A 20394-nucleotide genomic window follows, 5' to 3' on the forward strand; every position below is an offset into this window, starting at 1 on the left:
TGGGCACGGCGCGTTCCGCGCCTTTGCCCACGCGACCAGGAGGCGACCTCAGATCGCCCGCAGGGCCGGGCCGGGGAGCTCGTCGCGGATATGGGCGATGCGGTTCTCGGCATCGACCTGGACGACGGTCGGAACGTGGCGCTCGGCCTCGTCGGCGGTCATCTCGGCGAAGGTCGCCAGGATCACCAGGTCGCCCGGCTTGTTGCCGTGCGCCGCCGCGCCGTTGATGCAGATCACGCCGGAGCCGCGCTCGCCCTCGATCGCATAGGTGACGAGGCGGGTGCCGCGCGTGACGTTCCACACGTGCAGCTCCTGGTTCGTCAGGATCTTCGCCGCGTCCATGAGGTCGGCATCGATCGTGCAGCTTCCCTCGTAATGGAGGTCGGCATGCGTGATCGTCGCGCGGTGGATCTTGGACCAGAACATCCGGATATGCATGGCGTTTCCATGCCAGATTTTGCCGGCCCTGCCAACCGGCCGGGCGGCCCGGCAGGGCCGCTACGAGCCGGGCGCGGAGCGACGGGCGGCGCGGAGCGACGGGCGGCCCGGATCAGGTCGTTTGCGCCGGTTCGGCTTCCCCGGCGTCGTCGGACCAGCGGGCCTCGTCGCACCAGCGGACCTCGTCGCACCAGCGGACCTCGTCGCACCAACGGACCTCGTCGCACCAACGGACTTGCACCACATAGGCCGGGACGGCCGCAGGGCCGCCCGTCTCCATCGACCGCTCGAAGCGGAGCCGGCGCGCCCGCCGGGGGTCCACCCAGCCGGCTTCCGCGATGCTCCACAACCCGCCGTGGTGCGGCGACGCCTGGGATGGCGCGGTCGTCTCGCGCCTTCGCTCGAAGACGCTCGTCGCCGCCGCCGTCGCCACGAAGCCGCCGACGCAAGCCAGCAACAGCCAGTCCAGCACGATCATGCTCAGCCCCCCGACGAGCGTGACTCGTTAACCATGGCATGGTCGGGAGGAAGTCCGGCGGCACCATGATGGATCACGGCACGGACGTGGCTTGTTCGGGGAGGTTTTCTCCGGCGCCGCCGGCACCAGAGTCCGCGCCGTGACTCCAACGGCTTACCCGGGCAGCGAATTCCTGGATACTCGAGTATGGCGCCAGTCCGAACGGGCGCACCGCCGACGGTCCGGGCTCTACCTCACCATCGCCACGACGTCGCGGAAGCGGGGGTGCTCGGCCGTCTCCAGCCACTCGAACAGGACCATCTCGGTGGTGACGATCTCGGCGCCGTTGCGCTCCATGCGGCGGAGCGCCGTCTCCTTGCTCTCCGCCCGGCGTGCGCCGATCGCGTCCCGCACCACATAGACCTGGCGCCGGATCGCCAGCAGGCCCAGCACGGTCTGGCACACGCAGACATGCGCCTCGCAGCCGGCGACCACCAGGGCGTGGGCCGGCGTGAGCGCGGCCAGGAAGCCGGGAGCCCGGACCGAATCGAACGTCGCCTTGTGCACGACGGGATTGCGCTCGGCCCGCAGCGCCGCGACGGTGCCGCCGAGGCCCTTGGGGTTCTGCTCGGTGTACACCACCGTGATTCCCATCATCTCGGCGGCGTCGAGCAGGCGGCGCGCATTGGCGACCGCCGCGTCGCCCTCGGCGATCGCCGGCATCAGTCGCTCCTGGAAGTCGATCACCACGAGGGTCGAGCGCTTGGGGTCGATGATCGGCACGGATGTCCTCCGACGCTCGCGGTCGGGCCGGACCGCCGCTGGCGAATCCTAGCGCGGAACGCGCCGGCGCGACATCGGGCAGGGCGCCGCGGCATGTGGCTTGCCCGCTCACGGGGACAGTGAGACGCTGGCCTGCGCTCGGCGTGAGCCGACCCCCGGAGCGAGAGGAGAGACGGATGGACCAAACGGCCGCGGTCGACGCGCATTCGCACGTCGTGAAGCCCGCCGAGATGGAGTGGCGGAAGACACGCTTTCCCGGCTGCGAGGTGAAGCCACTGATGATCGACCGGCGCACCGGCCTGATCACCACGCTGTTCCGTTTCGCGCCCGGCGCCACCCTGCCGGACCACGAGCACGTCGCGATCGAGCAGACCTTCATCCTCGAAGGCCATCTGGTCGACAAGCAGGGGCCGGCGACAGGCCTGGAGGCCAAGCAGGGCGAGTTCATCTGGCGCGAGGCGGGCAGCCGCCACTCCGCCTGGTCTCCCGAGGGGGGAATCACGCTCGCCTTCCTCCAGGTGCCGAACAAGTTCTTCGAGCAGGACGGGCGCGTCACCGACATGACGGGCGCCATCTGGGACGAGCTGTGGGGCCACATCGAGCCGGCGTGACGGCGCTGCTTCCGGGACGCGCCCGTCTCGGCTAGGCTGCGGCTCCCGCCAGCCGTCCAGCGCAGCCGCCCCCATGACCTGGTTCACGCCGCCGACCGACATCGAGAGCCGCGTCTTCTCCAGCCTGCCCGAGATTTTCCGTCGGCCGCGCCCGACCGACTGGGGTGCCGCCAACAAGCCGGGCGCGGTGGTCGACAGCTTTTTGGAGGGGCCGTGCCTGGCCCCCGACGGCACGCTCTACGTCGCCGACATTCCCTACGGCCGCATCTTCTCGATCGACGCCAGCCGACGCTGGAGCCTCGTGCACGAATACGACGGCTGGCCGAACGGCATGAAGGTGGGGGCCGACGGCAGCCTGCTGGTGGCGGATTATCGTCGCGGGCTGCTGCGGATCGATCCGGAGTCCGGCACCATCCATCCCGTCTCCACCAGTGTGAACAGCGAGAGCTTCAAGGGGCTCAACGACCTCGCGCTGCTGCCCGACGGCTCGGTGCTGTTCACCGACCAGGGCCAGACCGGCATGCACGATCCGAGCGGCCGGCTCTATCGGCTGTGGCCCGACGGCCGGCTCGACCGGCTGATCGGCAACGCCGCCTCGCCCAACGGCGTCGCCGTGAACCCGGCCGGCACGCACGCCTATCTGGCGCTCACCCGCGCCTGCCAGGTCTGGCGGGTGCCACTGGCGCCTTCGGCGCTGGCATCGAAGACTCAGGTGTTCGCGCAGCTTCCCGGCGGAGTCTCCGGGCCGGACGGGCTGGTGGTCGATCGCGGCGGCCGGGTGATCGTCTGCGATCCCGGCCACGGCAGCGCCTGGGTGCTCTCGCCGCTCGGCGAGCCGCTGTATCGGGTGCGCTCCTGCGCCGGCCGCACCCTCACCAATGCGGTGCTGCGTCCGGACGGACGCACGCTGCTGATGACCGAATCCGAGAGCGGACAGATCCTCGAGGCGACCCTACCCGGGTGAGCCGGACCCGCCGCTACGCCGCGCCTTCGAGCTCCTTCACCCGGGCCAGCAGCGCCTGGGCGCGGACGAGGTGCGGGCGGTCGTACATGACGCCGTCGAGACCGACCACGCCGGCGCCCGGCTGCGCCGCGAAGGCGGCGACGATCGCCTCGGCCTTCGCCACCGCCTCGGGGGCGGGCGTGAACACGGCATTGATCACCGGCACCTGGCCCGGATGGATCGCCATCTTGCCGGTGAAGCCGTCGCGCCGTGCCTCCTCGCATTCGCGCCGCAGCCGCGCCTCGTCGCGGAAGTCGACCGCGACCGTGTCGATCGCCTGCACCCGGGCCGACGCCGCGGCGGCGAGGCAGAGGGTGCGGGCCAGCCGGAACGCGTCGAGGAAACGCCCGTCGGCGTCACGGTTGGCTTCGGCCCCGAGCTCGACCGCCAGATCCTCGGCGCCCCAGGTGAGGCCGGCCAGGCGGCGGCTCGCGCCGCGATAGCTGCCGGCGACGAACAGCGCATGCGCCGTCTCGGTGGCGATGGCGTAGACCGCCACATGGCCGTCCGAAAGGCCGGCGACCGCCTCGCGGACCGCGAGCTTCGCGTCCAGATGGATGATCGCCTGGCCGCCCTCGGCCTTGGGCAGCATGACGCCGTCCGGCCGGGCCCGGATCACGACGTCGAGATCCTGGTCGGTGAGGCCGGTCTCGAGCCCGTTCACACGCACCAGGATGCGGGGGCGGGACGGCCACTCCGACACGGCGGCGACGAACTCGGCGGCGGCCTCGCGCGCCGCATCCTTGCGGTCCGCCGAGATCGAGTCCTCGAGATCGACGATGACGGCGTCGGCGCCGGACTCCATGGCCTTCGCGAGCTTCTTCTCGGCATCGGCCGGAACGAACAGCAGGGAGCGCATGGGTTGTTCCTCAGGCGGGTCGCCTGACCATGAAGACCTGCCGGCGGCATTCCGCCACCAGCTTGTCGTTCTGGTTGAAGGCGCGGTGGTGGAGCTCGACGATGCCGGCATTCGGGCGAGACGCCGACTCACGCTTGTTGATCACCTCGGTCTGGGCCCGCAGCGTGTCGCCCTCGAACAGCGGGTGCGGGAACACCACGTCGGTCATGCCGAGATTGGCGATGGTGGTCCCGCAGGAGAGGTCCGACACCGACATGCCGATCATCAGCCCCAGGGTAAACAGAGAGTTCATCAGCGGGCGGCCCCACTGGGTCTCGTTCTCGCAGAAATGCCGGTCGATATGGAGCGGCTGGGGGTTCAGCGTCATGTTCGAGAACAGCATGTTGTCCATCTGGGTCACGGTCCGCCGATAGCGGTGCTCCACGACCTCGCCGACGACGAAATCCTCGAAAAAGAGTCCGCCGCGCGGGTGCCTGACGGCCGTTGCGTGGGACATTCCTCTCGCTCCTCCTGGCTCTGGGAGCGCACGGCCCGGCGGCCTGCGCCTGTTCAGGAGCGTCCATCATAACGGGGACGGGCGGCTCCCGCGTCAGGCATTCTCCGGTCGGACGGCGTCGACCGTCCGTCATCGTCGACCGCCGCTGCCTCCGGCTCGGCGGCCAGACGGTCCTGCGACCGGGTCTCCGCGGCGGCGAGCAACTGGTCGAGCGACAGCCGCGGTGTCGCGACGGCGACGATCTGATAGGCGAACAGCGATCGGCTGAGACGGATCAGCACGCGGTTGAGCGCCAGCAGCAGGCGGCCAGCGGGACCGTCGCCGAACACGACCGGGAAGGGCACGGGCACGCCGTGCACCGCCGTCACCATGAAGCCGCCCTGCTCGAGCAGGCGACGCAGGCTGCGGGCCGTGAACAGCCTGTGGTGGCTCATGTCGAGAATGCCGCGCAGGCCGTAATTGAACTGGCCGGCGAGCAGCATCAGCCGGGTCACGACGAAGCCGACATTGGCGCTGCTCACCATGACGGTGACGTGCGGGGCGCGGCGCGCCGCCTCGCGCAGCCGGTCGACGAAGCGCTCCGGCGCATGGACCCGGTCGAGCCCGTCGAGCAGCAGCACGACGTCGAAGGCGTCGAGTGAGCCGGGCAGGTCCTCGGGCCCCGGGCCGTCGTCGTTCGGGAGCTCCGCCGGGCGCCGCCGCACCAGACCGGCCGGGCCGTCGATCGCCGTGACCGAGCAGCCGCGCTCGCGCAGCACGTCGGCGAACCGGTGGCCGCGCCCGAGCAGCAGCACGCGTGCGCCGGGCCGCAGCAGGGCGAGGGCACGGCGGTGCGGGCTGTCGTAGTCGAGCCGCGGCAGGTCGAGCCGCGCCTCGGGGTCGCCGGGACGGCAATCGTATTTGCGGTCGTAGAAGAGCCCGACCTCCTGCAGTCGCGCCACCGCGGCGGCGACCAGCACCCGCCAGCCGTAGCCGAAGACGTTCACGCGGCTGATCTCGTCGCCGTAATGGGTCGGGATCGGCAGCTCGCGGATGCGCTGGCCGGCGATCAGCAGCTGCACGATGATCTCGGTGTCGAAATCGAAGCCGTTGCTGTTCAGGTCGAACGGGATCCGGCGCAAGGCCGCGGTGGCGTACAGCCTGTAGCCGGAATGATACTCGCTGAGCCGGGCGCGCAGGATGGCGTTCTGCAGCGCGGTGAGGAGGCGGTTGCCGACGCGCTTGTAGAGCGGCATGCCGCCGGCCCGGGCGCCGCCGCGCGTCATCATCCGCGATCCCATCACGGCGTCCGCCGTAGCGGCGCGCAGCGGCTCCAGCAGGTCGGGCAGGCATTCGGGCGCGTACTGGCCGTCGCCGTGCACCAGCGCGACGGCGTCGAAGCCGCGCTCCAGCGCGAAGTGGAAGCCGATCTTCTGGTTGCCGCCGTAGCCCTGGTTCTGCGGATTGACGAGCACGTGCAGCGGAAACGGCGTGTCGGGCCCGCGGCTCGCCTGCGCGCGCGCGAAGGTGCCGTCGTGCGAGGCGTCGTCGATCACCAGGATCTCGACGTCGAAGCGCTCCGCCAAGCCGGGCGGGATGCGCTCCAGCACGCCCGCGATGGTCGCTTCCGCCTCGTAGGCGACGATCAGGACGAGCAGCCGCAGCCGGTGCGGGTCGGTCATGACGCGGGGACTTCCGGAACGGCGGCGGTGAAGCGCGATCCGGCCGACGGCCGGGCAGGCCGCACTGTGGCGGTGCGCCAAAATACCGTCAAGGCGACCGGCGGTCGGCCGCGCAGAACATCAGCGTGGCGACCGCCGGCAGCCCGGCGGCCGGCAGGTTGCTCCGCATCGGCCGGCAGCGCGCCCTGTCGAGAGCGAGCCCGAAGGGCCGCATCAGGTCGGCGGCGGCGGTCTCTCGGCCGGCCAGCATGACGGCGTAGACGGCGCCCGAGCGCGCCGCGAGCCGGCGTCGGATCAGGTCGCTCCAGGCTGGCGGGTTGCCGCCCGTCCAAACCGCCATGTCGATGCCGATCACGGCCACATCGGGCGGCAGCGACGGGACCAGGAAGGTGGTCGGCTGATCGCTCAGCAGCACGGTCGCGCTCCGCGGGCTCTCGATCGGCGGAACCTCCACCTCGATGAAGCGGTCGGTCCAGGGCAGGTGGCCCCAGTCGGCCGGCTGGGTCGTGATCACGACGCCGGCCAGCATGGCGCCGACCGCGGCGGCCCGGCTCCACCAGGGCGCCGGCACGGCCATGAGGGCGAGCGCGGTGGCGAGCGGTGCGACGAGCTCCAGGACGACGGCGTAGCGATAGTAGGAGAACATCGCCAGCCACAGCACGTAGCCGACCGCCATGAAGACGAGAATGACGCCGAGCCCGGCCGGGAGAGGTGGGCGCTGCGCCGGCGGCCGGAGAAGCCGCAGGGCGAGCGCAACCGGGATCAGGAAATAGGCGACGCACACCCGAAAGTCCCGGAACCAGATCTCGGCGACCCGCATGCCGCGGGTGGCGAACAGATACGGGTAGACGAAGACGTCGCTGAAACGGTCCGGATGCCAGCGGTCGAAGCTCCAGGCGCCGCCGGCATAGGGCGAGCCGAACGCGCGGGCGAAGAACGGGTAGAACGGCGCCCCCACGGTCGACCACAGATGAACGAGCCAGGGCCCGAGTGCGACCGCCGCCGTGAGCGCCCCGCCGATTCCGAACCACAGCAGCACCCAAAGGCGCCGCCGCAGTGGGGCCCGGATCGCCAGCAGGCCGGCCGCCAGGCCGATCACGAAGGGACCGATCGCGAGCTTGCCGGCGATCGCGAGTGCGGCCGGGACGGCGGCGAGCGCGGCGCGCCTGGCCGCTTGCGCCGGTGGCCCGTCTGCCAGGACCGGCAATCCAGCGACCACGGCCCACAGGCTGCCGAGAAGGCCGATGCTGACGATGCTGTCGACGAAGGTGGTGCCGAGCAGCCCGAGCGACATGCCGCCGCACATCCCGGCGAACGCGAGCCCCAGCGCGACTATCTCGCGCCAAAGGCGCCGTGCGATCGGCAGCGTCACCAGTCCCAGCCCGTACAGCACGAGCAGGTTGGCGGACTGCACGGCGCCGATGACGAAGCCGAGGGCGCGGGCGGGCAGCAGCGTTCCGATCACGTACCAGGGGACATAGAGCATCGGCGCGAAGAAGCTCGTCCCGAACGCCGGCGCGACGTCATGCTCGTAGCGCCAGGTCAGGAAGGCATAGGCGCTGTACCAGTGATAGTTCTGCAGGTCCCAGTTGGCGTCGCGGCCGAGCCGGACGGCGTAGAGGCCGAACCCGATCGGCACGATCAGGGCGACGCCGATCCGCCAGGCCAGATAGGCGCGCGGCGTGCGTTCGGGCGGCGTCATCTCGTCTCCTGCAAGCGGTTGGGCGGGGGCGCGCGGGAGCGGTCCGGAAGCGGGTCGATTCATACTTTGTTTACCATAATGGCCCACCTTTCCAGGCGTCGTCATGGGCCGACTCGGGCCACGCTTCGCAGGCTGATCTTGACCGTTCTCGGCGCAACGTCATCGACCTCGGGATGGGCCGTCAACGACGCGATCAGCAGCGCTTCGCGGTCCACGGGTGCGAGCTTCAGCTATCTGCTGGCGACTGCGAAGGTCGAGTCGGACCTCAATCCGAATGCGGCGTCGACGAGCTCGTCGGCGCGCGGACTGTTTCAGTTCATCGATCAGACCTGGCTGATGATGCTGAAGGAGGCCGGACCGTCGCTCGGCCTGGGGCGCTACGCCGATGCCATCACCAAGGCGCCGTCGGGTCGCTACGAGGTGACGGATGCGAGCCTGAAGCAGGACGTGATGAACCTGCGCACCGATGCGAACGCCAACGCCGCGATGGCGGGCGCCTTCACGCAGCGCAACGCCAACAAGGTCGAGTCGCTGATCGGCCGCGCGCCGACCGACGGCGAGCTCTACATCGCCCATTTTCTCGGACCCGGCGGCGCCGCCCGGATGATCACCGAGGCCGGCCGCAATCCGAGCGGCATCGCGGCCGAAGCCTTTCCCAACGCGGCCACCGCCAACCACTCGATCTTCTACGACCGCAGCGGCGAGCCGCGCAGCTTCGCCCAGGTCTACGGCGTGCTGGTCGGCCGCTTCGACCAGGCGCGCGCGAGCGCCACCCAGATCGCCTCCGCCGTGCAGCCAGCCAAGGCGGTTGCCGCGACCGAGCGCCTCGACCCGGATCAGTTCGCGAGCGCCACATACCAGCCCGAGGCCGCCCGCGCGGTGTCGTCGCCGCTGTTCCACAGCCTGTTCCAGAACGAGCCGGAGCGGCCGGGCGTATCGCGCTTCATCACGGATCTCTGGACCGCGCGGCCGCATGTGGCGGCGGCCTTGAGCGGCGCCGTCAGCCAGTCCGCCACGGGCTCGATCACGGCGACGGAGCCGAGCCGCGCCGGCGAGCTGTTCTCCGCGCCGGCCGGAAACGTCGCCGGCCTGTTCGGCAAACGCGGGTGAGGCGGCCAGGGGCAGCCTCGACCTCGGCACCGTTTCTGATCAGCCGCGATCCCACCGAAGCCGTCGCCTCCGAGGCCTGCGATCGGCTCCGCCGCATCGTCGGGCGGGCTTACGGGCGTTAACATTTCAGCAACAAAGACAAAGATTTATGGTGAACCCTTTGTTAAGGCCCGGCGGTTAGGCTGATGCACGTGGGGAGAGAGGCGTCCGAATCCGGTGCCGATCCCGAGTTCCGGTCCGATCGGGCCCATCCCGTCGGACAAGTCCTGTCCTCAGTCGCGTCGGGTCGAGACATGATCGTCCGCCAATTTTTGCAGTGGGTCCGTACCGCGCCCGCCGGCGAGCGGGCCGAGGCCACCAGCGCACTCGCGCGGGCCTATCTTTATTCCGATCTGCCGGACGAGGAGCGCGGCGCCATCGAAGGCGTCATGGTGATGCTGGCCGACGACGTGTCGCCGCTGGTGCGCGGCGCCTTGGCGGGCGTTCTGGCGCCCAGCGAGGAGGCGCCCGCGACGGTGCTGCATATGCTGGCGAACGACCGGCCCGACATCGCGGCCGTGGTGCTGGCGCGCTCGCCGCTGTTCATCGACGCCGAGCTGGTCGACCTCGTCGCCACCGGCGGCGGGACAGTGCAGACCGCCATCGCGGGCCGCACGCCGCTGCCGCGCGCCGTCGCCGCCGCGATCGCCGAGGTGGCCTGCGCCGAGGCCTGCCTGGTGCTGATCGAGAATCCAGACGCCGAGATCGCACCGTTGTCGTTCGCCCGGCTGGTCGAGCGCTTCGGCCATCTCGGCGCCGTGCGCGAGGCGCTGTTCGCGCGCCGCGACCTGCCTGTCGAGAGCCGTCAGTCGCTGATCGCGCGGCTGTCGGCGACGCTGGCGACCTTCGTCCACGGCCGCGCCTGGATGGACGACGACCACGCCCGCAACATCGCCCGCGAGGCGTGCGAGAAGGCGACCATCGCGCTCGCCGCATCGGCCGGGGAGGGCGAGGGCGCCTCGCTGGTCCGCCATCTGCGCCAGAGCGGGCAGCTCACCGCGGGGCTGATTCTCCGCGCGCTCCTCTCCGGGAACATCGCCCTGTTCGAGGAGGCCTTGGCCGAGCTGGCCGACCTGCCGCTGCGGCGCGTGCGTCTGCTCGTCCACGACAAGACCGGGGTCGGCTTCCGGGCCGTGTTCTCGCGCGCGGGGCTGCCGAGCTCGACCTTCGCGGCGTTCCGTCACGCGCTCGAGGCGTGGCGCGAGGGACCGGATCTCGACGGAGCCAACCGCCTGCGCCGCCGCATGGTCGAGCGCGTGCTCACCGCCTGCGGACAGTCCGACATCGGCGAGGTGGAGCCGCTGCTCGCGCTGCTGCGCCGCTTCGCCGCCGAGGCGGCGCGCGAGGAAGCCCTGATGGTCTGCGAGAAGATCGAGCAGGAAGCCGTCGCGGAGCTGATGCGGATCCGCCTCGCGGCGTGACGATCCGCGCCGCCCGATGCGACGCCGGATGCCGCCTCGGGGATCCTGGGCGTCTGACGGATGACTGCCGAGCGGAGATGATCTCAGCGGGCGCCGGGACGCGGCACGGTCGGCGGGCTCAGCACCTCGTCCTCGTCGGGGAGCAGGCCGCCGTTCTCGGCGCGCAGGAACTCGTCGGTCACCTCGCGAAGCCGCGTCGACAGCGCCTCGGCGACGATGTCGGCCCGCGCCGTGCCGTGCTCCCGCACGATCGCCCGCACCGCGTCGACATGCTGGTCGACGAGGTCGACCGGAATGCGCCGGGCGTCGGGCGTGCGCTCGATCAGCCGGCACAGACTCGCCGCCGCGGTGGCGGCGCGCGGAAATCCGAAGGTGGCGGCCTGGCCCTTGATGTCGTGACCGGCGTGATAGAGCGCCTGCCGGGTCTCCGCGTCGAAGCCTTTGGCGCGGACCGCCTTGCGGGCGGCGTCGAGGCGCTCGCACTCGCTGTCCATCCAGCCGGCGAACTCGCCCGACAGGGCCGCCAGCGCGCGCTCGGCGTCCGCCACCGGATCGCTGCCGATGCCTTCGATCGATTGCCGCGCCCAGGCCTTCTGAAGCGGGTTCTGCGGCTCGATCACGGCATGGTCGCGGAACTGCGTGACCTTGGTTCCGCCGGACTTGCCGGTCTTCCTGGTTCCGTCGCGTCGACCGGGGCTCATCTGCCGCTCACTCGGTGGTCTTCACGCGCTCGAGCAGCGCCTGCTGCGGGATGATCTCGGCCTTGGCCGAGCCCTTGCGGCGCTCGACGCCGACATAGTTGGGATTGACCAGCCGACGCCGGTCCGGGCCGAAGAAGGTCTTGGTCTTGATGAAGGGGCGCGGGTTCACGACCACCGTGAGGATGCGCTGGTAGAGGGCGTTGGCCGAGATCGGCTTGACCAGGAATTCCGTCACGCCGCAGTCCCGCGCCGCCATCACGCGCTTTTTCTCGGAATGGCCGGTCAGCATGATGATCGGCACGAACGGGTTGGCGTTGGCGCCCGGCTGGCGGATCATCTGGGTCAGCTCGAGGCCGTCGAAGATCGGCATCGCCCAGTCGGTGATCACGATGTCGGGGATGTTGTGCGTGAAGGCTTCCAGGCCGGCGGCGCCGTCCTCCGCCTCGTACACCTCGCGCGATCCGAAGCCGTGCAGCAGGGTGCGCAGGATCCGCCGCATGTGCGCGTTGTCGTCGATCAGAAGAAAACGCAGCCGATTGAAATCGATGCGGACCATGGCTCACGCACGCGGAACACGATGCAGGAAGGCTGCCGCCATCCTGGCCCGGAACGCTTAAGGAAGGGTTTAGGTTAATCGGCCCGCTCTCGCGCGGGCTTCGGTCGACGATCAGTGGCTGAACTGCTCGCGAAGAATGCGCTCGTCGAGGCTGTGGCCGGGATCGAACATCATCAGCATCTCGATCGCGTGGTCCATGCGGATGTCGACATGGCTGACCGAGCGCACCTCGTCGTGGTCGGCGACCGCGGCGACGGGCCGCTTGTCGGCCTCCAGCACCTCGATGGTGACGATGGCGCTGTCGGGCAGCAGGGCGCCGCGCCAGCGCCGCGGCCGGAACGGGCTGATCGGCGTCAGCGCCAGCAGCGGCGAGCCGATCGGAATGATCGGGCCGCCGGTCGAGAGATTGTAGGCGGTGGAGCCGGCCGGGGTGGCGACCATGATGCCGTCGGCCGTGAGCTCGCGCAGCCGCTGCTTGCCGTCGACCATCACGTTCAGCCGCGCCGCCTGGTAGGTCTGGCGGAACAGCGACACCTCGTTGATGGCGCGGTACTCGTGGCCGTGGCCGTCGGCGTCGACGACGCGCATCACCAGCGGATGGATGACGGTGGCCTCCGCCTCGCGCAACCGTTCCTTGAGGCCGTATTCGCGGTAGTCGTTCATCAGGAAGCCGACGGTGCCGCGATGCATGCCGTAGATCGGCTTGCCGGTGCTCATGAAGACGTGCAGGGTCTTGAGCATCAGCCCGTCGCCGCCGAGCGCGACGATGACGTCGGCGTCCTCCGGGTCGACATTGCCGTAGCGCTGGACCAGCTTGTCCAGGGCGGCGTTCGCCTCCGGTGTCGGGCTGGCCACGAAGGCGATCCGCTCGATCTCGGCAGGCAGGCGGGTCATGCGGTCAGCTCTCGCGGTGGCGGCGCCGTGTCGTCGCCAGCGAAAGGGAGGAGGCGATGGAACGCGCGGTGTTCGTCTATACGACCTTTCCGGGCCTTGTCGAGGCGCAGGACGCCGGACGGGCCCTGATCGAGCGGCGGCTCGCCGCCTGCGTCAACATTCTGCCCGGCATGGTCTCGCTCTACCGATGGGAGGGGGCGATCGAGCGCGCCGACGAGGTGGTGATGATCGTCAAGACACGGGCGTCGCTGGCCGAGGACGTCCGGGCGGCCGTGAAGGAGCGCCACACCTACACGACGCCCGCCATCGTCGTGTTGCCGATCGAGAGCGTCGACCAATCCTATCTGGGCTGGCTGCTGGCGGAGACCGAGCCCATGACGGGCGACTGACCGGCGGACGCTCGCCGAATCCGCATGCACCGCGTGAAGAACATGACGTAAGTTTCACGTAGGTGAACACAAACCTCCATCGGGTTTCAGCCGCGGTTCAACAGCGCGGAGGCACTCTCGCGACAAGGCCGGACCGAGAAAGGTCGTCGGCCGGAGCGGCTCCCGGGAACTCGTCCCCCGAGGCCCATGTCGGAGAGATCGCCATGTTCAAGACCCTCGCCGTCGCCCTCCTGTCCGCAAGCGTCCTCGGCGGTGCCGCGTTCGCCCAGGGCGGTCCGGCTCCCACCGTGCCGGCGGCCGCCGGTCCGGCCGCGGCCGCGCCGGCGCCCGTCCAGGCGAAGGCCGCGACGCATATGCGCCACGTCAAGCACGTCCGCCACGTCAAGCACGTGAAGCACGTCAAGCGGATCAAGCATGTGCGCCACGTGCGGGCGGACGGAACGATCGTCCGGACCAAGCAGGTCCGCGACATGCGGACCATCGACTCCCGGCGCGTCCAGGTGAGCCGCGACGTTCGTCCCGGCGCTCCGGCCCACCACAAGCGGACCGACGCTGCCCCGGCGATCGGCGCTCCGGCGAAGGTCAACTGACCGTACGGCATCGCGAAATCGTGTGGGAGGCCGGCAACACTCGCCGGCCTTTTCGCGTCGCGCGCAGGCATCCGGATTGACTAGCCGCTACCCGCGCGGGAAGTCTTCCCCACGCGCTGGTTCTCCGCGGGCGACCGCGGGGAGGAAAGAGGGAACACGGGACGTGGCCGCGAGGCCGCGAAGCCGTGGCTGGTCCCGCAACTGTGAGCGGCGAGCCGCATCCGCGACGGCCACTGGGAAACCGGGAAGGCCGGATGCAGCGACGACCCGCGAGCCAGGAGACCTGCCGGCGCGGTCACCCAACCGGTGGGCGGGAAGCCCCATACGGAGCGGTCTTTCGCAGCGGTGACACCGTGACCGGCGCGAGGACCGCAATGCTCGTTCGTCTCGACCAGCACCTGCACGACGATCGGCCCGTCCGGCCGCTCGCCGCTTCTTCGCGCCGGCTCATGCAGCTTCAACCGCATGACCAGTCAGCGAAGGAACTCGGGCATGACATGCCTCGACACGCGCAAGGGTAGGGCGGCGCTCGCCGTCGGCCTCACGGTGCTGCTCGGCACCGCCGCGCAGGCGCAATCCACCGACACCACCACGCTTCCCGACCTCTACGTCACGGCGACCCGCCTGGGCGGCGGCGCCGGCGGCGCGCTCGGCATCACCGGCGCCTCGACCACGGTGATCACGTCCGAGGAGATCGAGCGGTCGCCCGAGCAGACCATTCCCGGAATTTTGGCCCGCGAGCCCGGGGTGCAGGTCTCCAACCTCTATGGCGGGGTCAACGGGGCGCGCGCCACGGTCGACATCCGCGGCTTCGGCGCCACCGGGGCGCAGAACACCCTCGTCCTGATCGACGGCCGCCGGGTCGACCTGCCGGACCTGCAGACCTTCGACTGGGGCTCGGTGCCGCTCAACTCGGTCGAGCGGATCGAGGTGACGCGCGGAAATTCCGGCGGCGTCCTGTACGGCGACGGCGCGGTCGGCGGCGTCATCAACATCGTCACCAAGAAGGGGACGGGCCGCCCCAACGGGGCCAAGGCGGAGGTCGCCTATGGCTCGTTCAACCAAGTCGAAGGGCGCGGCACGGCCTTCGCATCGAGCGGGCCGCATGCGCTCGCCGTCTATGCCAACGCGGTGCGTTCGGACGGTTATCGGGACAACAGCCAGTACCATCAGATGAACGCGGGCGGCGACTACCGCTACACGCGCGACTGGGGCAGCTTCTATTTCAACACGACGGCGAGCGACCAGGTTCTCGGGCTGCCGGGCGGGCGCCGCGTCGACCCGACGCTCGGCCTGAACCAGCTCGCCACCGACCGCCGCGGTACCAACACGCCGTGGGACTACGCCAACCAGCAGCAGGCGAGCGCCACCACCGGCGTCACCTACGACCTGCTGCCGGGCGCCGAGCTGATCGTCGACGGCGGCGTTCGGGTGCGCAAGCAGCAGGCGGCCTACTTCCCGAACTGCCTCGACACCTTCACGGGCGTGTTCAACACGAGCTGCCAGAAGCAGATCGGAACGGCCTACGACACCTCGTATTTCAAGTCGTCGCTGGTCACCTCGTCGGTGACGCCTCGCCTGAAGGTGGACACGACGGTGTTCGGGCTGCCGCTGAAGTCGCTGACCGGTGTCGACTTCTATCACACCGATTACGCATCGCCGCGCGCCCTGTTCGACGGCGCGGCCCCGATCCATCAGTACGATCTCGACCAGAGCTCGCTCGCCGCCTACACGATGAACACGGTCACGCTGTTCTCGAACACGGACGTATCGGCCGGCGGCCGCGTTCAGCGCACCTCGCTCTCGGCGCGGGACGCCGTCAACACCGGGGCACCCGGCTATCTCGATCCGTGGGGCTTTCCCACCGCCGTCCAGGCGACTCCGCTCGACGACACGCAGACCAACCACGCGTGGCATCTCGGCATCGAGCATCGATTCAATCAGTATCTGACCTTCTTCGGCCGGGCGGCGCAGAGCTTTCGGGTGCCCAATGTCGACGAGCGCATCGGCAGCGCGCCGTACGGTATCCCGAGCAACTTCGGACTGAAGACGCAGACGTCGCGCGACTTGGAGGGCGGCGTGAAGGTGACGGCCGGTCCGATGTTCCTGCAGTGGAGCATCTACGACATGTATCTCGAGAACGAGATCTTCTACAGCCCGTACACCACCACCAACGTCAACCTCGATCCGACCCGGCGCTACGGCTCCGAGGCACTCGCGACCGTGCAGGTCTCCGAGACGGTGCGGCTGAAGGGCAGCGTCGCCTATACGCGCGCCGTGTTCCGCGAAGGCGTGTACGCCGGCAACGACGTGCCGCTGGTCTCGCGCAACACCGCCGGCGTCGGGGTGGTGTGGAACATCGTCGACACCCGACTGGTGTTCTCCGGCGACGTCCGCTTCGTCGGCTCGCGCCGCATGGACAACGACCAGCGCAACGTGCAGCCGATGACGCCGAACTACTCGATCCTGGACGCCAAGATCGGCGGCGAGTGGCAGCGCTACTTCTGGTCGGTCGCGGTGCAGAACATCCTGAACGCCGACTATTTCGACTACGCGATCGCCAGTCCCTATCCGGACGGCTTCGGCAGCAAGCTGGGCGTCTACAACGCCTATCCGCAGCCGGGCCGGACCTTCCTGCTGCGGGTCGGGGCTAATTTCTGAGTGGCGACGCCGGCACAGCGCAGACTCGTCATGCCCGCGCTCGTCGCGGGCATCCACGCCTTGCGCGGACCGGCATCAGGAACGTGAATGGCCGGGACACGCCCGGCCATGACGAAGAGTTCGGGGCTCGGCCCTGCGGGCCGGCCCCGGAATGACGTTCTCGGCTACGCCGCCCCCTCCAGCTTGTAGCGCTCGCGCACGAGCTGGACGACGGAGAGGTTGTCGACCTTGCCCGAGCCGAGCAGCGGCATCTTCTCGACGACGACGAACTCGGCCGGGATCAGCATCTCCGAGGCGCCGCGCGAGCGGGCGAAGGCGATGAAGTCCGACCGGTTGGCGTTCGCCTGCGTCGTCACCATGATCAGCTTCTCGCCCTTGCGGGCGTCCGGAATGGTCGCCACGGCGTGCAGCCCATCGGGCCACAGGTCGAACGCGATCGTCTCGACGGCGGCGAGCGAGATCATCTCGCCGCCCACCTTGGCGAAGCGCTTGGCCCGGCCCTTGATCGCGATGAAGCCGTCCGCGTCGATCGTCACGATGTCGCCGGTGTCGTGCCAGCCGTCCGGCGGCGGCTCGATCACGCCCGGGTTCTCTACCCGCAGATAGCCGACCATGACGTTGGGGCCGCGGATGAACAGCCGGCCGCCTTCCTCGACGCCCGGCACCGGGTCGAGCCGCGCCTCCATGCCGGGAAACAGCCGGCCGACCGTGCCGAACTTGTTGAACATCGGCGTGTTGAGGGCGAGCGCCGGCGCCGCCTCGGTGACGCCGTAGCCCTCGAGGATCCGGACGCCGAACTTCTCCATGTAGGTGCGCCGTGTCGCCTCCTTCACGGCCTCGGCGCCGGCGAAGATGTAGCGCAGCGACCGCAGGTCGTAGGCGTTGGCCGTGCGGGCATAGCCGTTGAGGAACGTGTCGGTGCCGAACAGGATGGTCGCGTTGGTCGCGTAGATCAGCTCCGGCACCAGCCGGTAGTGCAGGGGCGAGGGATACATGTAGACGTTCACGCCGTGCACCATCGGCAGGATGAAGCCGATCGTCAGGCCGAAGGCGTGGAACACCGGCAACACGTTGAACACCTTGTCGCCGTAGCCGAAGTCGACGATCGCCTTGGCCTGGGCGGCGTTGGCGAGCACGTTGCGATGGGCCAGCACGACGCCCTTCGGCACGCCCTCCGAGCCCGAGGTGAACAGCACGGCGGCCGGGTCGGTCGGCCGGCGGGGCACCAGCGGGGTCTTGAACTCGCGCAAGGCCCGCAGCTTGTCGAGCGTCGTGACGGTCTTGCGGATGTCCTCGAGATAGACGATGCGGTAGTCCGGCTCGAGCGCCGCGATCACGTGGCCGAGCCGGCCCTTCTCGATGAAGGCCCGCGACGTCACCACGGTCGTCAGGTTCGCGGCCTTGCAGGCGGCCCGGATGTTGGTCGGGCCGGCCGAGAAGTTGAGGATCGCCGGTACGCGGCCGGCCCACATCAGGCCGAGCAGGGTCACCACGGCGCCGTTGGCGTTGGGCAGCAGGACGCCGATGATGTCGCCGGGCGCCGAATGGGCGCCCAGCTTGCGGCCCAGCACCGCGGCGCCGATCAGCATCTTGCGGTAGCTCAGCTCGCCCGAGACCGGGTCCTCCACGGCGATGCGGTTCATCCCGTGGACGTGGGCCGCCTCGATCATCGCCTCGGGAATGGTGCGGTCCATCGAGGTGGTGCGGAACACCAGATCCGACATCACCTGGTAGAGGGCGGCGCCGGCGGCGACGCGGCGCTTCTTGCCGCGCAGCTCCTCGGGAACGTGCAGGCGCACCGGCTCCATGATGGTGAGCGAGATCTTCGGGAACCAGCGGCGACGGATCTGGTGGCCCTTGAGCCGGGCGAACGGCGTCTGCTCCAGCCCCTTGATGCGCACCGGCAGCACCATGGCGCCCGACTTGTCGGCGATCAGGCCGGCACCGTCGTAGACCTTCATCAGGCTGCCCGTGACCGTGATGCGGCCTTCGGGGAAGATGATCAGGCTGTCGCCGCCCTGCACGGCGTGGATGAGCTGGCGCGTGCCCCACGGATTGGTCGGGTCGATCGGCATGGCGCGGGTGAAGCGCAGGAACGGCTTCACCCACCAGCGCTGCGCGATGTTGCAGTCGATGGCGAACACCGGATCCCGCGGCAGCACCGAGAGCGCGAAGGGGGCGTCCAGGAAGCTGACATGGTTGAGCGCGATGATGGCGTTCGGCCCGGCCTTCTCGATGTTCTCGAGCCCGTGCACCTCGGCCCGGAAGAACGCGCGGAACACGGTCGAGAGGAAGTCGCGCACCGGATTGGTCGGCAGGGTCTTGAGGATCACCCAGCCGACCACCAGGTTGGCGGCGCCGAGCAGAATGAACAGCGTGGCGGGCTTCAGTCCGGCGATCTGCAGGACAGCGACGAAGATGCCGGCCGCCACCATGAAGGCGGCGTTGAGCACGTTGTTGGCGGCGATCACCCGGGCGCGGTGGTCGGGCCCGGCCCAGGCCTGCATGGCCGAGAAGGCCGGCACGATGAACAGGCCGCCGGCGATCGCCATGCCGAACAGGTCGAAGCCGACATGGATGCCGCGCACCGAGCCGAACACCTGGGACAGGCCGCGGCCCGTCACCGGGCTGGCGACGCCGGACATCCACCAGCCGAGATCGATGCACAGGATGCCGAGCAGCGCGGCGCCCAGCACGGTCGGCAGCAGCACGATGCGGCCGGAGGCGAGCCAGGCGGCGACCATCGAGCCGACCGCGATGCCGACCGAGAAGATGGCGAGATAGACCGTGATCACCTCCTCGGCGGCCCCGAGCGTGGTCTTGATCAGCGGCGGCATCAGCGAGAGGGCGATGGCGCCGGTCAGCCAGAACCAGCTCACCACCAGGGCGGCCCACCACAAGCGGCGGTCGGCGCGCAGCTCGCCCATCAGGCGGCTGGTGGAGCGCACGATGTTCGGGTCGATGCGCAGGCCGGGGGCGCCCTGGCCGGTCTTCGGGATCAGCAGCGCCGAGAACCAGCACAGCATTGCGACGATCAGCATCAGCCCGGCGAAGGAGGCCGGGTCGCCGCCGTCCTTGGAGGCGAGGCCGCCGACGATGGTGCCGAGCAGGATCGCCAGGAAGGTCGCGGCCTCGACCAGCGCGTTGCCGGCCGGCAGCTCCGTCTGCTTCAGGTGATCGGGCAGGATGCCGTATTTGATCGGGCCGAACAGCGCCGCGATCACGCCGATCAGGAACAGCGCGACGAACAGCAGCGCGATCGAATGCAGCCAGAAGCCGAGGATGGCGAACAGCGCGACCGGAATCTCGACCAGCTTCAGCCAGCGCGCGACGATCGCCTTGTCGTAGCGGTCGGCGATCTCGCCGCCGAGCGACGACAGGATGAAGAACGGAAAGATCAGCGTCGCCCCGGCGAGCGTGATCAAGGCTTCCGAGTTGGAGCCCGTCATCCGGTAGAGGATGAGGAAGACCAGCGAGTTCTTGAGAAAGTTGTCGTTGAAGGCACTGAAGAACTGGCACCAGAACAGGGGGGCGAACCGTCTGGTGGTCATCAAGTGGGAGAACATCGGCGGTCCTGTGCACTGGCGCGGCCGCCGGTCGGGCGCGGCCGGGCTCTTGGTCGGGTCGTGGAGTTAGCCGGGTTTTACGGCGTTCGGCAATACCGCGCGGTGGCCCGTCTCCGGGTCGCACAGCGACGTACGCCGGCGACGACGCTGCGCCCGGTCACGAGCGAGCGCCACCGTCCGGCCGATGTTCGAGATAGTGTTTCGGAGACCGAAAAGGTTCGACGCATTCCGGGGAAAGCGCGCACGGAGGCACGAACCGGCGAGGCACGAACCGGCGCACGTCCGTCGCCGGATGCGGACCGCGTCGCGACCGGATGCTTTCGAGCGGGTCGCCGGCCGGAGGCAAGACGAGACGGGGGTGGAAACGCGAGTGACGCCGACCAGAACGGTGACACGCGCCGCGGTCAGCACGTGGCCGACACCGGTGCCGGCGTCGTGCGACGACATGCGACGGGGG

The 20394-nt window shown here is 69.8% G+C and carries 18 protein-coding genes and 1 riboswitch; of the genes, 7 read left to right on the forward strand and 11 right to left on the reverse strand.

Features of this window, described 5'->3' with window-relative positions:
* Nucleotides 1–48 precede the first annotated feature (48 nt).
* From panD to CH341_RS02480, 3 genes are all read right to left on the reverse strand, one after another.
* Nucleotides 49–438 (reverse strand): aspartate 1-decarboxylase, encoded by a 390-nt coding sequence (gene panD, locus CH341_RS02470; RefSeq protein ID WP_111417448.1) that lies wholly within the window; start codon nucleotides 436–438, stop codon nucleotides 49–51.
* Between the two features lie 112 nt (nucleotides 439–550).
* A complete protein-coding gene (locus tag CH341_RS02475) occupies nucleotides 551–916 on the reverse strand; it encodes a hypothetical protein (RefSeq protein WP_111417449.1) in 366 nt (121 codons plus the stop codon).
* A gap of 228 nt (nucleotides 917–1144) precedes the next feature.
* Entirely contained in the window at nucleotides 1145–1678 is a 534-nt protein-coding gene (locus CH341_RS02480; protein WP_111417450.1) for an isochorismatase family protein, read from the reverse strand.
* A gap of 176 nt (nucleotides 1679–1854) precedes the next feature.
* Between CH341_RS02480 and CH341_RS02485 the strand changes: the two genes are divergently transcribed.
* Both CH341_RS02485 and CH341_RS02490 read left to right on the forward strand, forming a co-directional pair.
* Nucleotides 1855–2289 (forward strand): cupin domain-containing protein, encoded by a 435-nt coding sequence (locus tag CH341_RS02485; RefSeq protein ID WP_111417451.1) that lies wholly within the window; start codon nucleotides 1855–1857, stop codon nucleotides 2287–2289.
* 73 nt (nucleotides 2290–2362) lie between these two features.
* Entirely contained in the window at nucleotides 2363–3253 is an 891-nt protein-coding gene (locus tag CH341_RS02490) for an SMP-30/gluconolactonase/LRE family protein (RefSeq protein WP_111417452.1), read from the forward strand.
* 13 nt (nucleotides 3254–3266) lie between these two features.
* Here CH341_RS02490 and CH341_RS02495 read toward each other — a convergent pair whose 3' ends face one another.
* The 4 genes from CH341_RS02495 to CH341_RS02510 form a co-directional block, all read right to left on the reverse strand.
* Entirely contained in the window at nucleotides 3267–4151 is an 885-nt protein-coding gene (locus CH341_RS02495) for an HpcH/HpaI aldolase/citrate lyase family protein (protein ID WP_111417453.1), read from the reverse strand.
* A 10-nt stretch (nucleotides 4152–4161) separates the two neighbouring features.
* Nucleotides 4162–4647, reverse strand: coding sequence for a MaoC family dehydratase (locus CH341_RS02500; protein WP_111417454.1), 486 nt, complete (start codon nucleotides 4645–4647; stop codon nucleotides 4162–4164).
* 53 nt (nucleotides 4648–4700) lie between these two features.
* Entirely contained in the window at nucleotides 4701–6308 is a 1608-nt protein-coding gene (locus CH341_RS02505) for a bifunctional glycosyltransferase/class I SAM-dependent methyltransferase (protein WP_111417455.1), read from the reverse strand.
* A gap of 88 nt (nucleotides 6309–6396) precedes the next feature.
* Nucleotides 6397–8010, reverse strand: coding sequence for a hypothetical protein (locus CH341_RS02510; protein ID WP_111417456.1), 1614 nt, complete (start codon nucleotides 8008–8010; stop codon nucleotides 6397–6399).
* 138 nt (nucleotides 8011–8148) lie between these two features.
* Here CH341_RS02510 and CH341_RS02515 point away from each other — a divergent pair, with 138 nt between their 5' ends.
* Both CH341_RS02515 and CH341_RS02520 read left to right on the forward strand, forming a co-directional pair.
* The gene (locus CH341_RS02515; RefSeq protein WP_170149434.1) at nucleotides 8149–9120 is read left to right on the forward strand and encodes a transglycosylase SLT domain-containing protein; all 972 of its coding nucleotides are present in this window, start codon (nucleotides 8149–8151) and stop codon (nucleotides 9118–9120) included.
* Between the two features lie 293 nt (nucleotides 9121–9413).
* Entirely contained in the window at nucleotides 9414–10580 is a 1167-nt protein-coding gene (locus tag CH341_RS02520; protein ID WP_111417458.1) for a DUF2336 domain-containing protein, read from the forward strand.
* An 83-nt stretch (nucleotides 10581–10663) separates the two neighbouring features.
* Here CH341_RS02520 and CH341_RS02525 read toward each other — a convergent pair whose 3' ends face one another.
* From CH341_RS02525 to CH341_RS02535, 3 genes are all read right to left on the reverse strand, one after another.
* Nucleotides 10664–11281, reverse strand: coding sequence for an Hpt domain-containing protein (locus CH341_RS02525; protein ID WP_111417459.1), 618 nt, complete (start codon nucleotides 11279–11281; stop codon nucleotides 10664–10666).
* Between the two features lie 7 nt (nucleotides 11282–11288).
* Complete coding sequence (locus CH341_RS02530) at nucleotides 11289–11837, reverse strand: response regulator (RefSeq protein WP_111417460.1); 549 nt, start codon at nucleotides 11835–11837, stop codon at nucleotides 11289–11291.
* Nucleotides 11838–11948: 111 nt separating this feature from the next.
* On the reverse strand, nucleotides 11949–12731 hold the full coding sequence (locus tag CH341_RS02535; RefSeq protein WP_111417461.1) for an NAD kinase: 783 nt from the start codon (nucleotides 12729–12731) through the stop codon (nucleotides 11949–11951).
* Between the two features lie 56 nt (nucleotides 12732–12787).
* On the opposite strand from CH341_RS02535, the gene cutA reads away from it, so the two are divergent.
* The 3 genes from cutA (at nucleotide 12788) to CH341_RS02550 (ending at nucleotide 16371) form a co-directional block, all read left to right on the forward strand.
* Complete coding sequence (gene cutA, locus CH341_RS02540) at nucleotides 12788–13120, forward strand: divalent-cation tolerance protein CutA (protein WP_111417462.1); 333 nt, start codon at nucleotides 12788–12790, stop codon at nucleotides 13118–13120.
* Between the two features lie 203 nt (nucleotides 13121–13323).
* Nucleotides 13324–13710 (forward strand): hypothetical protein, encoded by a 387-nt coding sequence (locus CH341_RS35140; protein WP_210208160.1) that lies wholly within the window; start codon nucleotides 13324–13326, stop codon nucleotides 13708–13710.
* Nucleotides 13711–13810: 100 nt separating this feature from the next.
* Nucleotides 13811–14015: riboswitch (cobalamin riboswitch) on the forward strand.
* A 187-nt stretch (nucleotides 14016–14202) separates the two neighbouring features.
* Nucleotides 14203–16371, forward strand: a complete 2169-nt coding sequence (locus tag CH341_RS02550; RefSeq protein ID WP_170149435.1) for a TonB-dependent receptor — start codon at nucleotides 14203–14205, stop codon at nucleotides 16369–16371.
* A 164-nt stretch (nucleotides 16372–16535) separates the two neighbouring features.
* Here CH341_RS02550 and CH341_RS02555 read toward each other — a convergent pair whose 3' ends face one another.
* Nucleotides 16536–19937 carry an acyl-[ACP]--phospholipid O-acyltransferase gene (locus CH341_RS02555; protein WP_111417464.1) on the reverse strand — a complete coding sequence of 1134 codons (3402 nt, stop codon included), beginning with the start codon at nucleotides 19935–19937 and terminating at the stop codon, nucleotides 16536–16538.
* Nucleotides 19938–20394: the final 457 nt, after the last annotated feature.

Origin of the sequence: Rhodoplanes roseus (assembly GCF_003258865.1) — a bacterium.
GTDB classification, from domain to species: domain Bacteria; phylum Pseudomonadota; class Alphaproteobacteria; order Rhizobiales; family Xanthobacteraceae; genus Rhodoplanes; species Rhodoplanes roseus.

Bases quoted from the DNA above. Each gene is read 5' to 3' on its own strand.
- CH341_RS02550 (WP_170149435.1), top strand. From the start codon at position 14,203: ATGACATGCCTCGACACGCGCAAGGGTAGGGCGGCGCTCGCCGTCGGC.
- CH341_RS02505 (WP_111417455.1), bottom strand. From the start codon at position 6,308: ATGACCGACCCGCACCGGCTGCGGCTGCTCGTCCTGATCGTCGCCTAC.
- CH341_RS02500 (WP_111417454.1), bottom strand. From the start codon at position 4,647: ATGTCCCACGCAACGGCCGTCAGGCACCCGCGCGGCGGACTCTTTTTC.
- CH341_RS02525 (WP_111417459.1), bottom strand. From the start codon at position 11,281: ATGAGCCCCGGTCGACGCGACGGAACCAGGAAGACCGGCAAGTCCGGC.
- CH341_RS02475 (WP_111417449.1), bottom strand. From the start codon at position 916: ATGATCGTGCTGGACTGGCTGTTGCTGGCTTGCGTCGGCGGCTTCGTG.
- CH341_RS02520 (WP_111417458.1), top strand. From the start codon at position 9,414: ATGATCGTCCGCCAATTTTTGCAGTGGGTCCGTACCGCGCCCGCCGGC.
- CH341_RS02485 (WP_111417451.1), top strand. From the start codon at position 1,855: ATGGACCAAACGGCCGCGGTCGACGCGCATTCGCACGTCGTGAAGCCC.
- CH341_RS35140 (WP_210208160.1), top strand. From the start codon at position 13,324: ATGTTCAAGACCCTCGCCGTCGCCCTCCTGTCCGCAAGCGTCCTCGGC.
- CH341_RS02510 (WP_111417456.1), bottom strand. From the start codon at position 8,010: ATGACGCCGCCCGAACGCACGCCGCGCGCCTATCTGGCCTGGCGGATC.
- CH341_RS02490 (WP_111417452.1), top strand. From the start codon at position 2,363: ATGACCTGGTTCACGCCGCCGACCGACATCGAGAGCCGCGTCTTCTCC.
- CH341_RS02555 (WP_111417464.1), bottom strand. From the start codon at position 19,937: ATGTTCTCCCACTTGATGACCACCAGACGGTTCGCCCCCCTGTTCTGG.
- CH341_RS02535 (WP_111417461.1), bottom strand. From the start codon at position 12,731: ATGACCCGCCTGCCTGCCGAGATCGAGCGGATCGCCTTCGTGGCCAGC.
- cutA (WP_111417462.1), top strand. From the start codon at position 12,788: ATGGAACGCGCGGTGTTCGTCTATACGACCTTTCCGGGCCTTGTCGAG.
- panD (WP_111417448.1), bottom strand. From the start codon at position 438: ATGCATATCCGGATGTTCTGGTCCAAGATCCACCGCGCGACGATCACG.
- CH341_RS02495 (WP_111417453.1), bottom strand. From the start codon at position 4,151: ATGCGCTCCCTGCTGTTCGTTCCGGCCGATGCCGAGAAGAAGCTCGCG.
- CH341_RS02530 (WP_111417460.1), bottom strand. From the start codon at position 11,837: ATGGTCCGCATCGATTTCAATCGGCTGCGTTTTCTTCTGATCGACGAC.